At 26.2% G+C, this 14,876-nt stretch carries 11 protein-coding genes, 4 tRNA genes, 2 rRNA genes, 1 other RNA gene and 2 pseudogenes; 12 read left to right on the forward strand and 8 right to left on the reverse strand.

Going from position 1 to position 14,876, the window contains the following annotated elements; genetic code table 11:
• Positions 1 to 20: 20 nt before the first annotated feature.
• The 3 genes from GJT80_RS00015 (at position 21) to murB (ending at position 4,191) form a co-directional block, all read left to right on the forward strand.
• Positions 21 to 2,950: ribosomal RNA gene (locus tag GJT80_RS00015) — 23S ribosomal RNA — on the forward strand.
• A 54-nt stretch (positions 2,951 to 3,004) separates the two neighbouring features.
• Positions 3,005 to 3,120 (forward strand): 5S ribosomal RNA (rrf, locus tag GJT80_RS00020).
• A 27-nt stretch (positions 3,121 to 3,147) separates the two neighbouring features.
• The gene (gene murB / locus GJT80_RS00025; protein WP_168867376.1) at positions 3,148 to 4,191 is read left to right on the forward strand and encodes a UDP-N-acetylmuramate dehydrogenase; all 1,044 of its coding nucleotides are present in this window, start codon (positions 3,148 to 3,150) and stop codon (positions 4,189 to 4,191) included.
• A 66-nt stretch (positions 4,192 to 4,257) separates the two neighbouring features.
• On the opposite strand, the gene aroQ is transcribed toward murB, so the two are convergent.
• A complete protein-coding gene (gene aroQ, locus GJT80_RS00030; protein WP_168867794.1) occupies positions 4,258 to 4,698 on the reverse strand; it encodes a type II 3-dehydroquinate dehydratase in 441 nt (146 codons plus the stop codon).
• 149 nt (positions 4,699 to 4,847) lie between these two features.
• On the opposite strand from aroQ, the gene GJT80_RS00035 reads away from it, so the two are divergent.
• The 5 genes and pseudogenes from GJT80_RS00035 to GJT80_RS00055 all read left to right on the forward strand — a co-directional run bounded on the left by GJT80_RS00035 (position 4,848) and on the right by GJT80_RS00055 (position 8,468).
• The gene (locus GJT80_RS00035; protein ID WP_168867377.1) at positions 4,848 to 5,897 is read left to right on the forward strand and encodes a rod shape-determining protein; all 1,050 of its coding nucleotides are present in this window, start codon (positions 4,848 to 4,850) and stop codon (positions 5,895 to 5,897) included.
• 26 nt (positions 5,898 to 5,923) lie between these two features.
• The gene (gene mreC, locus GJT80_RS00040) at positions 5,924 to 6,757 is read left to right on the forward strand and encodes a rod shape-determining protein MreC (RefSeq protein ID WP_168867378.1); all 834 of its coding nucleotides are present in this window, start codon (positions 5,924 to 5,926) and stop codon (positions 6,755 to 6,757) included.
• Positions 6,758 to 6,992: 235 nt separating this feature from the next.
• Positions 6,993 to 7,421, forward strand: coding sequence for a PmbA/TldA family metallopeptidase (locus GJT80_RS00045; RefSeq protein ID WP_168867379.1), 429 nt, complete (start codon positions 6,993 to 6,995; stop codon positions 7,419 to 7,421).
• Positions 7,422 to 7,426: 5 nt separating this feature from the next.
• Positions 7,427 to 7,900 (forward strand): metalloprotease PmbA/TldD family protein, encoded by a 474-nt coding sequence (locus GJT80_RS00050; RefSeq protein WP_343033601.1) that lies wholly within the window; start codon positions 7,427 to 7,429, stop codon positions 7,898 to 7,900.
• A 23-nt stretch (positions 7,901 to 7,923) separates the two neighbouring features.
• Positions 7,924 to 8,468 (forward strand): annotated as a pseudogene (locus GJT80_RS00055) (metallopeptidase TldD-related protein).
• On the opposite strand, the gene GJT80_RS00065 reads toward GJT80_RS00055, so the two are convergent.
• On the reverse strand, positions 8,463 to 8,756 hold the full coding sequence (locus tag GJT80_RS00065; RefSeq protein ID WP_168867381.1) for a TusE/DsrC/DsvC family sulfur relay protein: 294 nt from the start codon (positions 8,754 to 8,756) through the stop codon (positions 8,463 to 8,465). The pseudogene GJT80_RS00055 and the gene GJT80_RS00065 sit on opposite strands and share 6 nt — an antisense overlap.
• 55 nt (positions 8,757 to 8,811) lie before the next feature.
• A tRNA-Ser gene (locus GJT80_RS00070) sits at positions 8,812 to 8,896 on the reverse strand.
• 99 nt (positions 8,897 to 8,995) lie between these two features.
• Between GJT80_RS00070 and rsmI the strand changes: the two genes are divergently transcribed.
• Both rsmI and rnpB read left to right on the forward strand, forming a co-directional pair.
• A complete protein-coding gene (rsmI, locus tag GJT80_RS00075) occupies positions 8,996 to 9,856 on the forward strand; it encodes a 16S rRNA (cytidine(1402)-2'-O)-methyltransferase (protein ID WP_168867382.1) in 861 nt (286 codons plus the stop codon).
• 29 nt (positions 9,857 to 9,885) lie between these two features.
• Positions 9,886 to 10,242, forward strand: an RNA gene (rnpB, locus tag GJT80_RS00080) — RNase P RNA component class A.
• A gap of 38 nt (positions 10,243 to 10,280) precedes the next feature.
• Here rnpB and folD read toward each other — a convergent pair.
• A pseudogene (folD, locus tag GJT80_RS00085) lies at positions 10,281 to 11,111 on the reverse strand (bifunctional methylenetetrahydrofolate dehydrogenase/methenyltetrahydrofolate cyclohydrolase FolD); the annotation flags it as partial.
• 87 nt (positions 11,112 to 11,198) lie between these two features.
• Here folD and GJT80_RS00090 point away from each other — a divergent pair.
• A tRNA-Arg gene (locus GJT80_RS00090) sits at positions 11,199 to 11,272 on the forward strand.
• A gap of 45 nt (positions 11,273 to 11,317) precedes the next feature.
• Here GJT80_RS00090 and metB read toward each other — a convergent pair.
• The 3 genes from metB to GJT80_RS00105 form a co-directional block, all read right to left on the reverse strand.
• A complete protein-coding gene (gene metB, locus GJT80_RS00095) occupies positions 11,318 to 12,481 on the reverse strand; it encodes a cystathionine gamma-synthase (protein ID WP_168867383.1) in 1,164 nt (387 codons plus the stop codon).
• A gap of 175 nt (positions 12,482 to 12,656) precedes the next feature.
• Positions 12,657 to 12,729, reverse strand: a tRNA-Lys gene (locus GJT80_RS00100).
• Between the two features lie 8 nt (positions 12,730 to 12,737).
• A tRNA-Val gene (locus tag GJT80_RS00105) sits at positions 12,738 to 12,810 on the reverse strand.
• 146 nt (positions 12,811 to 12,956) lie between these two features.
• Here GJT80_RS00105 and gltX point away from each other — a divergent pair.
• On the forward strand, positions 12,957 to 14,375 hold the full coding sequence (gltX, locus tag GJT80_RS00110) for a glutamate--tRNA ligase (protein ID WP_168867384.1): 1,419 nt from the start codon (positions 12,957 to 12,959) through the stop codon (positions 14,373 to 14,375).
• 76 nt (positions 14,376 to 14,451) lie between these two features.
• Here the strand turns inward: gltX and hspQ are convergent, their stop codons facing one another.
• On the reverse strand, positions 14,452 to 14,772 hold the full coding sequence (gene hspQ / locus GJT80_RS00115; RefSeq protein WP_168867797.1) for a heat shock protein HspQ: 321 nt from the start codon (positions 14,770 to 14,772) through the stop codon (positions 14,452 to 14,454).
• Positions 14,773 to 14,876 lie beyond the last annotated feature (104 nt).

Consider the following 14,876-nt stretch of genomic DNA (forward strand, 5'->3'; position numbering starts at 1 on the left):
AAACGATTGTGGTGTTGTAAGGTTAAGTAAATAAGCGTATATGGTGGATGCCTTGGCAGTCAGAGGCGATGAAGGACGTACTAATCTGCGAAAAGCATCGATAAGCTGATTTGAAGCGTTATTAGTCGATGATATCCGAATGGGGTAACCCAATACATATTTTATGTATTATCGTTGTTTGAATTCATAGAATAACGAAGCAAACCAGGAGAACTGAAACATCTAAGTAACCTGAGGAAAAGAAATCAACTGAGATTTTCTTAGTAGCGGCGAGCGAAAAGGAAAAAGCCCAGAGACTTAATCAATTATTATATTAATAAAAATGTCTGGAAAGATATACGAAACAGGGTGATAGTCCCGTATATTAAAATATATTAATTGTGATCTCAAAGAGTAGAACGGGACACGTGGTATCTTGTTTGAATATAGGGGGATCATCCTCTAAGGCTAAATACTACTGACTGACCGATAGTGAACTAGTACCGTGAGGGAAAGGTGAAAAGAACCCCGGTTAGGGGAGTGAAATAGAACCTGAAACCATATACGTACAAGCAGTAGGAGCATTTATTATTTGAAAATGTGACTGCGTACCTTTTGTATAATGGGTCAGCGAGTTATATTTTGTAGCAAGGTTAACTGTATAAGGGAGCCGTAGGGAAACCGAGTCTTAAAAGGGCGTTAAGTTGCAAGGTATAGACCCGAAACCCGGTGATCTAGCCATGAGCAGGTTGAAGGTTAGGTAATACTAACTGGAGGACCGAACCGACTAATGTTGAAAAATTAGCGGATGACTTGTGGTTAGGGGTGAAAGGCCAATCAAACCGGGAGATAGCTGGTTCTCCCCGAAAGCTATTTAGGTAGCGCCTCGTGTTATTCATATTCGGGGGTAGAGCTCTGTTTCGGTTAGGGAGTCATCCAGACTTACCAATCCGATGCAAACTTCAAATACCGAATAATGTTATCACGGGAGACACACAGCGGGTGCTAACGTCCGTTGTGAAAAGGGAAACAACCCAGATCGCCAGCTAAGGTCCCTAAGTTATAATTAAGTGGGAAACGATGTGGAAAAGCATAAACAGCCAGGATGTTGGCTTAGAAGCAGCCATCATTTAAAGAAAGCGTAATAGCTCACTGGTCTAGTTTTTCTGCGCGGAAGATGTAACGGGGCTAAATTATACACCGAAGCTGCGACAATAAATTTTATATTTATTGGGTAGGGGAGCGTTCTGTAAGTCGTTGAAGATAAATTGTAAAGTTTATTGGAGATATCAGAAGTGCGAATGCTGACATGAGTAACGATAAAATAGGTGAAAAACCTATTCGCCGAAAGACTAAGGTTTCCTGTCCAACGGTAATCGAGGCAGGGTAAGTCGACACCTAAGATGAGGCTGAAAAGCGTAGTCGATGGAAAACAGGTTAATATTCCTGTACTCAATGTTATTGCGAAGGGGGGACGAAGAAGGTTAGATTATCCAAGTGATGGTTATCTTGGTTTAAACGTGTAGATGAATTATCTAGGAAAATCCGGATAGTTAATACAAAACATTAAGGCGTGATGACGAAGTACTTTATTTTACTGAAGTAATTAATACCATACTTACAAGAAAATCCTCTAAGCTCTAGATAACATAGAATCGTACTCCAAACCGACACAGGTAGTCAGGTAGAGAATACTAAGGCGCTTGAGAGAACTCGGGTGAAGGAACTAGGCAAAATAGTGCCGTAACTTCGGAAGAAGGCACACTGATTGTAAGTAATAAAATTTACTTTTAAAGCTGAAATCAGTCTAAGATAACAGCTGACTGCAACTGTTTATTAAAAACACAGCACTGTGCAAACACGAAAGTGGACGTATACGGTGTGACGCCTGCCCGGTGCCGGAAGGTTAATTGATGAAGTTATCGTTTTACGAAAAGCTTTTGATCGAAGCCCCGGTAAACGGCGGCCGTAACTATAACGGTCCTAAGGTAGCGAAATTCCTTGTCGGGTAAGTTCCGACCTGCACGAATGGCGTAATGATGGTCAGACTGTCTCCACCCGAGACTCAGTGAAATTGAAATCGCTGTGAAGATGCAGTGTACCCGCGGCAAGACGGAAAGACCCCGTGAACCTTTACTATAGCTTGATATTGAATATTAATGTATAGGATAGGTGGGAGACTATGAAATATTAACGCTAGTTAATATTGAGTCAACCTTGAAATACCACCCTTTAACATTTACTATTCTAACCTAGGTCCGTTATCCGGATCAGGAACAGTGTCTGGTGGGTAGTTTGACTGGGGCGGTCTCCTCCTAAAGAGTAACGGAGGAGCACTAAGGTCAGCTAATCACGGTCGGAAATCGTGAGGTTAGTGCAAAGGCATAAGCTGGCTTAACTGTAAGAATGACGGTTCGAACAGATGCGAAAGCAGGTCTTAGTGATCCGGTGGTTCTATATGACAGGGCCATCGCTCAACGGATAAAAGGTACTCCGGGGATAACAGGCTAATACCGCCCAAGAGTTCATATCGACGGCGGTGTTTGGCACCTCGATGTCGGCTCATCACATCCTGGGGCTGAAGTAGGTCCCAAGGGTATGGCTGTTCGCCATTTAAAGTGGTACGCGAGCTGGGTTTAGAACGTCGTGAGACAGTTCGGTCCCTATCTGTCGTGGGCGTTGGAAGATTGAAAGGAGTTGCTCCTAGTACGAGAGGACCGGAGTGAACGCATCTCTGGTGTTCGGGTTATCATGCCAATGGTATTGCCCGGTAGCTAAATGCGGAAAAGATAAGTGCTGAAAGCATCTAAGCGCGAAACTTACCTTAAGATTATTCTTCCCAGGATATATTTGTTATTTAGATATATCCCTAAAGGGACGTTAAAGACTATAACGTTGATAGGCTGAATGTGTAAGCATAGTAATATGTTGAGCTAATCAGTACTAATAATCACCCGTGAGTCTTAACCTTACAACACCAGAATCGTTTTAAATATTATAATTATTTATTATTAATAATTTTAATCCTGGTATCAATAACGCAATGGTACCACCTGAATCCATTCCGAACTCAGAAGTGAAACATTGTAGTGCCGATGGTAGTATGAGATTTACTCATGTGAGAGTAGGAAAATACCAGGATTAATTAATATTTTATAAAGTAAATTCATGAATATTTATAAAAATTCTTTAAAAAATTTTAATACTTTTGGTATAGATGTTACTGCTTTTAAAATTATAAAAATAACAAATATTAATAAATTATATTATATTTGTAAAAAATATTATTACAAATCTTTACCATATATTATTTTAGGTGGTGGAAGTAATGTTTTATTTTTAAATCATTTTAAAGGTATTGTAATAATAAATAGATTAAAAGGTATTAATATTAATGAATCTAAAAATTGTTGGAATTTACATGTATATTCTGGAGAATATTGGCATCAATTCGTAAAATATACTATAAAAAAAGGTATTTTTGGACTAGAAAATTTAGCATTAATTCCTGGTTGTGTTGGTTCTGCTCTTATACAAAATATTGGTGCTTATGGTGTAAGTTTAAAAAATTTTTGTAAATATGTAGATATAATGAATCTTTCAAATAAAAAAATAACACGTTTATCAAGTAAAGAATGTAATTTACAATATAGAAATAGTATTTTCAAAAATTTTTATATGCATAATTATATTATTATTGCTTTAGGTATGACTATTTCCAAAAAATGGAAACCAAATATAAGTTATAAAGATTTAAATCACTTAAATTTAAATACAGTTACTCCTCATGAAATTTTCAATTATATATGTAAAATAAGAAAAAAAAAGATTCCAAACCCTAAAATATATGGTAATGCAGGAAGTTTTTTTAAAAATCCTTTAGTTTCTCTTAAATTAGGAGTTAAATTATTAAAAACATTTCCTAATATACCTTATGTTATAAAAAATAATATATTTAAATTTTCAGCAGCATGGTTAATTGATCAATGTGATTTAAAAGGATACATTAAGGGTGGAGCTATGATATATTTTAAACATTCATTAATAATTATTAATAAATATAAAGCTACAAGTAAAGATATATTATATATAGCAATAAAAATATATAATAGTGTAGGAAATAAATTTGGCATTTGGTTAGAACCTGAAGTAAGATTAATAGGATCAATAGGTGAAATAAATCCATCAAATATTTTTACTCATAATTATTAAAAAAATTAAATATTTTAATTATAAATAATAAATTTATATAAATAAATTATAAATTTAATATTAAGATCATAATCTTTTAATTATAAAATCTAAAGCTAAAAAATATCCATCTATTCCTAAACCAGATATTATTCCTTTAGAAATATCAGAAAAATAAGATTTTTTTCTAAAAGATTCTCTAGCAAAAATATTAGTTATATGTATTTCTATAAAAGGAATATTTATTGCTAATAAAGTATCACGTAATGCAATGCTTGTATGTGTAAATGCTGCTGGATTTAAAATAATATAATTAATTTTTTTAGTAAAATTTATTAAATAATCTATTAACAAATGTTCAGAATTAGATTGAAAATGATTTAATTCACAATTATTATTATTAGCTTTTTTTATTAAATTATCAATAATTTGATTTAAAGATAAATATCCATATTTTTTAGGTTCTCTTTTACCTAAAAGATTTAAATTTGGTCCATTTAATATTAAAATATGTTTTTTATATTTTATCATTTTTTAGCTCATAAAATTTATACGAATAATTTATTATATATCTTTATAAAAGATGTCTATATTTATTCTTAAAATAAATGTATATTAACTTAATAATTAATTTTTTATAATTATACAATAAAAATTTAAAATCAGGATTTTTTTATATGTTAAAAAAATTTCGAGGAATGTTTTCTAATGATTTATCTATTGATTTAGGAACAGCAAATACTTTAATTTATGTTAAAGGACAAGGAATAGTTTTAAATGAACCTTCAGTAGTTGCAATTAGAAAAGATAGATCAGGGACATCCAAAAGTGTTGCTGCTGTAGGATACAGTGCAAAACAAATGTTAGGTAGAACTCCAGGTAACATAGCTGCAATTAGACCTATGAAAGATGGAGTAATAGCAGATTTTTTTATTACCGAAAAAATGTTACAACATTTTATAAAGCAAGTTCATAGTAATAGTTTTATGCGTCCTAGTCCTAGAGTACTTATATGTGTTCCTGTAGGTGCCACACAGGTTGAAAGAAGAGCTATTAGTGAGTCTGCTCAAGGAGCAGGAGCTAGAAAAGTTTTTTTAATAGATGAACCTATGGCAGCTGCTATAGGTGCAGGACTTCCTGTTTCTGAAGCTACAGGGTCAATGGTTATAGATATAGGTGGAGGAACTACTGAAGTAGCTGTTATTTCTTTAAATGGAGTTGTATATTCTTCTTCTGTGAGAATAGGAGGTGATAAATTTGATGAAGCAATTATTAATCATGTACGTCGAAATTATGGATCTTTAATTGGTGAAGCAACTGCTGAAAGAATAAAACATCAAATCGGATCTGCATATACAACAAATAATGATGAAGTATTAAAAATTGAAGTTAGAGGTCGTAATTTAGCTGAAGGAGTACCTAGAAGTTTTACATTAAATTCAACTGAAATATTAGAAGCATTACAAGAGCCACTAACAGGAATTGTTAGTTCTGTTATGGTTGCATTAGAACAATGTCCACCAGAATTAGCTTCTGACATTTCAGAAAGAGGTATGGTATTAACTGGCGGTGGTGCATTATTAAAATCTTTTGATAAATTATTAATGGAAGAGACAGGAATACCTGTTTCTATTGCTGAAGATCCATTAACTTGTGTAGCTAGAGGTGGTGGTAAAGCACTAGAAATGATTGATATTCATGGTGGAGATTTATTTAGTGAAGAATAAATTTTATTTATATCAAAAAAAAAATTATGAAAATTCTATTTAATAAAAAAATATCATTAAAATTAAAATTAATTAGTGCTATGCTATTTTTATTTTTTATATTAATAATAAATTATTTTTTTAATTTAAAGTCTCATTTTAATACATTTATAAATCCTGTATATATATTTTTAAATAAATCTTATTTTATATTTAATAATATGATTGAAAATCAAAATATTAATAATAATTTAAAAAAACAAAATAAATATTTATTTAATCAACTTTTAAAAAATAAATATGAAATTTTACAATTAAAACAATTAAAATATGACAATACAGAGTTAAGAAAATTATTAATTTTACCAATTATAAATAAAAATAATATACAAAAAATATTTGCAGAAAAATTACCAATTTATTTTAATTTTGATACTGATGAAATATTAATTAATAAAGGTAGTATAAATAACGTTCATTTAGGACAATTAGTAATTAATGATCGTGGACTTGTTGGTCAAGTTATTTCTACAAATGAGTCAACAAGTCGTGTTCGTTTAATATGTAGTACACAAAGTTTTATATCAGTACAATCAACTAATACCCATATTAAATTTGCTATTAAAGGAAATGGTTGCAAATATAGTTTAATGTCAGAAATTTTACCAAAAAACATAAATATAAATAAAGGAGATATTTTAGTAATATCTGCATTATATGATAATTTATTACAAGGATATCCTGTTGCTATAGTGACAACATCATCAAATAAAAATTTTAAAAATATAAGATTAAATTATGTAAATGTTAGTCCTTTATTTACAATATCAGAATTAAAATATTTATTACTTATATCTTCTCAAAAAAATAATCAAAATTAATTTTTACATTATTTAATTTTTATAAAATTATTCTTTAATAATTTATTATATTAAAATTTTATTTTAAAATCATATTTATAAAATTTTTAAAAAACATGAATTTTATTATTATAATCTTTATTTTTACAAATCATAATATATAAATATATTATATTGATAAAAATCAAATTTTAATTTATTATAAAATTGTATTTATTTAAATTAATATTTAATTTATTTAAAATAAAAACATAATATGAATATACATAATACTATAGTTAATGAATTTTTAATAAAAAATAATATTTCTTATAATTATTTATATGATATAATAAATAAAATTTCTTTAAATAATGTTTATTTTGCTGATTTGTATTTACAATCTATTTCAAATGAATCTTGGTTTTTAGATAATAGTATTATTAAAGAATGTTTTTATAAAGAAAAACAAGGTATAGGAATTAGAGTAATCAAAAATAACATTATTTATTTTTCTTGTACTAATGACATAACATTAGAATCTATTAATAAATGTATAAATAATCTTTTTAATAAGAAATATAATTCTCAAATAAATTTAGCTAATCCGAAAAATATTTTTAATTTTTTAAAAAATGATCAGAATTATTATTCTATAATTAATCCTATTAATAATAATTTTAATGAAAAAAAATATTTTTTTTAAATTATATAGATACAACGGCTCGTACATTAGACAAAAGAGTTCAAAATGTTCAGATAAAAATGAATAATTTGTATGAATTGATATTAGTAATAAATAATAAAAATAAAATATCAATAGATATTAGACCGTTAGTAAATATTAGTATTCGTATAATAGTTGAAAATGATAATAAAAGAGAAGTGGGTTATCAAATAATAGGTGGTAGAATAGATTATAATTCTATTATATCTATTGATGATAACAATCAAAAAACATATATTGACAATATCATACATGAAACTGTAATAACAGCAGTAAATAATTTAAATGCAATTGAAGCGCCATCTGGATTAATTCCAGTTATATTAGGAAATGGTTCTCCTGGAATATTATTACATGAAGCTATAGGTCATGGATTAGAGGGAGATTATAATTATTACAAAACTTCTGTTTTTAATAATAAAATAAAAAAAAAATTGCTTCAAATATATGTACTATAGTAGATAATGGAACATTAAAAAATATGAATGGTTCACTTAATGTTGATGATGAAGGAACACCTACCCGATACAATATATTAGTTGAAAATGGTATATTAAAAAAATATATATATGATAATTATTATTCTTTTCTTGTTGGAAAAATAAAATCAACAGGTAATGCAAGAAGATCTTCTTATGCTTTTTTACCTATTCCTAGAATGACAAATACATATTTATTAAATGGTAAAACAAAAACTACTGATATAATTAATAGTGTTGAATATGGATTATATGTTTCTTCAGTGAATGGAGGTGAAGTAGATATAACTTCTGGAAATTTTGTTTTTTCAACTACTGAAGCTTTTTTAATTAAGAAAGGTAAAATTACAAAACCTGTAAAAATACAACATTAATAGGATCTTCGGAAAATATCATGAAAGAAATATCTATGATTGGAGATGATTTAAGTTTTAATAATGGAATAGGAATATTTATAAAAAACGGTCAATCTATACCAGTAAGTGTAGGTCAACCAACTTTAAAAATAAATAAAATGACTGTTGGAGGAACTAAAAAAATTTCATAAACATATATTAGTTTTAGGTAACCCGGCTATTTTTGCTGCTTGTTGTATTGATCCTTTAGGAAATAATTTAAAAATATAAGTACTATCAACTTTTGAAATACCATATTTTTTATTTAAAGTAATAATTAACATGCGTACATTAGGTACAGCATTAAATTTTTTATATAAAATACGTAATAAATATATTATTTCCCAATGTTTTGATGTTAATATAATACCTTCTTCAAATGCAATCTTTTCTGCTAACGTTTCATTCCAAAGGAAATATTTTTGTTGTTTTTTATACATAATTTAAATATTTTTACTTATAATATATTGTTTATAGTATATAATTATTTATTTACGGAGGAAGAGAGATTCGAACTCTCGAATAGTTTCCTATTGCCGGTTTTCAAGACCGGTGCCTTTAACCACTCGGCCACTCCTCCCATTTATACTATTTTAAGAAAAAAATAATATTGACTAATTATACATTTTTTTAAAATCAAAAGTAAAGTTTTTTAAAAAAATAAATCAGTGTAAATATAATGAAAAAAAATCAAACAATACTAGGAAATTTATATATAGTACCAACTCCAATAGGTAATTATAATGATATAAATTATCGATCATTAATAATTTTAAAAAAAGTAAATTTAATTTTATCTGAAGATAAAAGAAAAACAGGAATTTTGTTAAAATATTTTAACATTAAAAATAAATTATACTCATATCATGAATATAATGAAAAAAAAAAATCTACAATTATTCTTGATAAAATTAAAAAAGGTTATAATATAGCATTAGTTTCGGACTCAGGAACACCATTAATTAATGATCCTGGTTATAGAATAGTAAAATTGTGTCGTTTAGAAAATAATTCTATTAAAATTATACCTATACCTGGACCTTGTGCTGCTATTTTGGCATTATCTGCTTCTGGATTACCATCAAATAAATTTTGTTATGAAGGTTTTTTACCCAAAAAAAAAAATAAAAGATTAGTTAGATTAAATGAATTAAAATTAGAAAAAAGAACTTTAATTATTTATGAATCTAAACATAAACTATTAAATAGTTTATATGAAATTAAAAATATTTTTGGAGAAAATAGATATTTAGTTTTAGCAAGAGAAATAACAAAAAAATGGGAATGTATTTATGGAGATACTGTTGAAAAAATTATTTTATGGATTAAAAAAGATAAAAATAGATTAAAAGGAGAAATAGTTTTAGTTATTGATGGATTACATAATAATATTGATGAAAAAATATCTAAAGAATCTTTTACAACATTACTAATGTTAAAAAAATATTTACCTTTAAAAAAAGCTATTAATATTACGGCTAATATTTATAAAATTAAAAGAAATATATTATATACTTATTTTTTAAAAAATAAATATTGATTATTTTTTTATAAAAGATATAATATTTTGAAGTTGATTGAGCAGTCGCTTTTATTTATATGTTATGTAAAAGAGGAAAGTCCGGACTCCATAGGATTATGGTGCCAGGTAATACCTGGGAAGTGTAAACTTACGAAAAGTGCAACAGAAAAAATACCGCCATAATAAAAAATTATGGTAAGGGTGAAAAGGTATGGTAAAAGCATACCGATATATTAGTAATAATATATGACAATGTAAACTCCACCAGGAGCAAGGCTAAATAAGGTTTGTATTAATCCGTACTGTTATAAAACCTAGGTGAGCTGCTTAAAAATAATAAGTGATTATTATAATAGATAAATGACTGTTCAAGACAGAATCCGGCTTATAGATCAACTTTATTAAGTATGTTAAAATTTTTATTTTTTAAAAATTTTTCATAAGCTTGTAAGGTATTTTGCATTAATATAGCTACAGTCATTGGACCTACTCCTCCTGGAACTGGAGTAATATAAGAAGCTCTCTTTATTGCTGAATTAAAATGTATATCACCTATAATTTTATTATTTACTCTATTAATTCCTACATCTATTACAATAGCACCTAATTTAATCCACTTACCAGGTATAAAGTTAGGTTTACCTATAGCAACTATTAATAAATCCGCATTTTTTATATAATATTTTAAATTTATAGTAAGACGATGAGTAATAGTAATTGTACAACCTGATAATAATAATTCCATACTCATAGGGCGACCTACTATATTAGATGCACCTACAATAACAGCATTTAAACCAGAAATTTTAATTTGATAATATTTTAATAATTTTATTATACCTAGAGAAGTACATGGGCGTAATAAAGGTATACGTTGACATAATCTACCTATATTATATGGATGAAATCCATCTACATCTTTACTAGGAGAAATTCTCTCTAATATTTTACTTAAATTTAAATTTCTAGGTAATGGTAATTGAATTAATATTCCATCTATATTATTATTATTATTTAATGAATCAATAATTTTTATTATAGTATATTCGTCTATATTTTCAGGTAAATTATAATCATGAGAAATAAAACCTAAATTTTTACATACTTTACGTTTGTTTTTTATATAAATTTTAGATGCTATATTATTACCGATTAAAACCACTCCTAATCCTGGCGGTCTATATTCTTGAAATAATTTATTATTCATTTTGTTTATTATTTTAGTATATATTTTTTTAGCAACTATTTTACCATTAATAATTTTAGCTTGCATTTTACAGAAAACTCATTTAAAAATTTTTTTATTATATTTTTTAAATTTATTTTAAAAAATATAATATTATGTTAATATTAAATTTTCGCGCTCTTAGCTCAGTAGGATAGAGCAGTAGCCTTCTAAGCTATTGGTCACAGGTTCGAATCCTGTAGAGCGCATAAATTTTTATTTATTTAATTTTTTTGTATGTATATAAAAAAATATTAACGATGTTTATTAGCATGAAAAAATGCTTTATCTAAATCAGATATCAAATCATTTGAATCTTCAATACCTACTGATATTCGTAATAATGAATCAGAAATATTTGCTTGTAACATTTCTTCTTTTGTAATACATGCATGTGTCATAGTTGCTGAATGGGAAATTAAACTTTCTACCCCACCTAATGATTCTGCTAGAGTAAATAATTTTAATGAATTTAAAAATAAACTTAACATTTTTTTAGAACCATTAAAATCAAAACTTAATATAGCTCCAAATCCCTTTTGTTGAACTTTTGCTATATTATGTCCAATATTACTACTAAGTGATGGATGATATATTTTTTTTACTAATTTTTGAGTTTTTAAATATTTAATAATTGTTAAAGCATTTTTTTCTGCGATTTTTAACCTAGGATATAATGTTTTAATACCTCTAAGTAATAAATAACTATCAAAAATTGAACTAGTTACTCCTATATTATTACTCCACCAAGATAATGTTTCTATAAATTTTATTTTTTTTGATATAATTGCACCAGCAATTATATCAGAATGTCCATTTAAATATTTTGTACATGAATGAACTACTAGATCAGCTCCTAAATTTAATGGATTTTGAAAAACTGGACTAAGTAGTGTATTATCAATTACACTAATTGCACCTGAATTACGTATTTCATTACAATAATCAGTAATATTAATTACATTTAATAGTGGATTACTAGGACTTTCTATAAACACCATTTTAGGTTTTTTTAATAATGCGGATAATAATGTATTTTTATCATACATAGTAATAAATTTAACTTTATATATTCTTTTATTTAAAAAGCTTTTAAATAGTCTATAACTTCCACCATAACAATCATTAGGACAAATCAATAAATCACCTGGATTTAATAATGATGTGATTATTAGATAAATTGCAGACATACCACTATTAGTAATAATTGATCCTGATCCATTTTCTAAAGACGAAATAACATTCTGTAATATATCTCGTGTAGGATTACTTTTTCTAGAATAATCATGTTTTCTAGGATTATTAAAACCATCAAAATTATAAGTAGTAGATAAATATATTGGAGGAATAACAGAACCATATTGTTTATCTGTATTTAAACCATTATGTATGGATACAGTTTTTTTATTATAATGCATAATTTTTTTATAAATAACTATAATTATTGTTTAATGATTAATAATTGTAATCTAACATAAATTTAAATATAAATAAATGTAACTTATTTATGTTTGAAGTTTAAATATTTAATAAATATTTTTATTTATACAAAAAATTAACAAAATTAAAATAATTTATTATTTTATTAATTATTGGGTCGTGCAGGATTTGAACCTGCGACCAATTGATTAAAAGTCAACTGCTCTACCAACTGAGCTAACGACCCTTTTATTATGGGTGATGACGGACTCGAACCGCCGACAACCTCCTTGTAAGGGAGGGACTCTACCAACTGAGCTAATCACCCTGATAAATAAAATTTATATGTTCTAACTAATAATAAAAACAAGTAAACATATTTTAATAAAAATTTAATAAAAAATCAAATTTTATTTATTTGTATAATATAATAATTAAATATTATAATCATAGTAACTATAAAATAAGATTTTTATGATAATAAAAACTCGTTTTGCACCAAGTCCTACAGGTAATTTACATATTGGAAATATTCGTACAGCTTTATATTCTTGGTTATTTGCTAAAAATAATTTAGGTAGTTTTATTTTAAGGATAGAAGACACAGATATTACAAGATATAAAAAAAATTCTATTGAAAATATTATAAATGGATTAAAATGGTTAAATATTGATTGGGATGAAGGTCCTTATTTTCAAAGTAAAAGACTTGATAGATATAATTATATTATTAATAATATGATTAAACAAAAATTAGCCTATAAATGTTATTGTTCTAAAGAAGAATTAGAAAAAAATAAAATAGAACAAATATTAATTGGGAAAAAAGTTAAATATAATGGCAAATGTAGGAATTTAAATAATTTTATTCATAAAGATAATAAATCATTTGTAGTAAGATTTCGTAATCCTGATAATGGTATAGTAAAATTTAACGATAAAATTCGTGGTACTATTATATTTCATAATAATGAATTAGATGATTTAATTATAAAAAGAACTGATGGTATTCCAACATACAATTTTTGTGTAGTTGTTGATGATTGGGATATGGGTATTACACATATTATCAGAGGAGAAGAACATATAAATAATACTCCTAGACAAATTAATATCATTAAAGCTATAGGAGCTCCAATACCAATATATGCACATGTTTCAATGATTGTTAATAAATCAGGAGAAAAAATTTCAAAAAGATTTAATAATATGGATATTTTACAATATAAAAAATCAGGTTATTTACCAGAGGCATTATTAAATTACATTGTACGTTTAGGATGGTCTTATGGTAATCAAGAAATTTTTTCATTAGATGATATGAAAAAATTATTTAATTTAAAAAATATTAGTAAATCACCTAGTATATTAAATATCAATAAATTAATTTGGTTAAATAAATATTATTTAAGTAAATTATCAAAAACATACATGATTAATTATTTAACTGATTTTTTTGAAAAAAATCATATTAATATAAATAATGGTCCTAAAGTAAATGATTTATATAATATATTTCATGATAGATGTAATACTCTAAAAGAAATAACTAATTTATGTTCTATTTTTTATAGGACTCCTGATTATTCAAAAGTTAACTCAATAGATAAATATCTAAATTTAGATACAAAAATAATTTTAAATAAGTTATTAAAAAAATTTACATTAATTAATGTTTGGTCATTATTAATCATTAGTTCTTCTATAAAAGAAATATCTATAAAATTAAATTTAAATTTTTCTAATATAGCTATGCCATTAAGATTAGCTATAACAGGAATGGTTAATAGTCCTCCTATTAATTATATAATATATTTAATGGGACAAAAAAAAGTTTTAAAATATATTAATAACGCAATAAATTTTATTTCATTAAATAATATAAAATTATAAATAACTAATAATATTAATTTTTTTACTGTAAAAATGATAGGCGGTATATTTTTCCGCTTATCTATTTAAGTTTTTATTAGTTCCTTAATTTGGGTGTTATTAGTTGTTTTTTTATAGATGCTGCTAATTCATCTAATGATGAATGTTCAGGATGTTCATATTCTAATGGTTCTCCTGAAAGTTGTGCTTCTGCTAAATATGTATGTATAGGTTGACCTGTATCATCTTCCATTACTACATGGTACCATGGTTTATTACGTAATGTTATACTTTCAGCCACTTCACCAATTTTAGGATCTCTTAGAGAATATTCAGGATCAACATCAATTATTACTCCTAAAAAACCTAATAATTTATGTCTAACCTGTTGACCAATACCAAATTTACTGGTAATCATCATTTTAACTCCTAATAAATAGTTATTAAATTTATTAAAATATATTAAAAATTTTTTTTAAGTTTATTTAATATTTCATTATAACTTTATTAAACTAATAAACT

Source organism: Enterobacteriaceae endosymbiont of Plateumaris braccata (assembly GCF_012563325.1).
Lineage (GTDB): Bacteria > Pseudomonadota > Gammaproteobacteria > Enterobacterales > Enterobacteriaceae.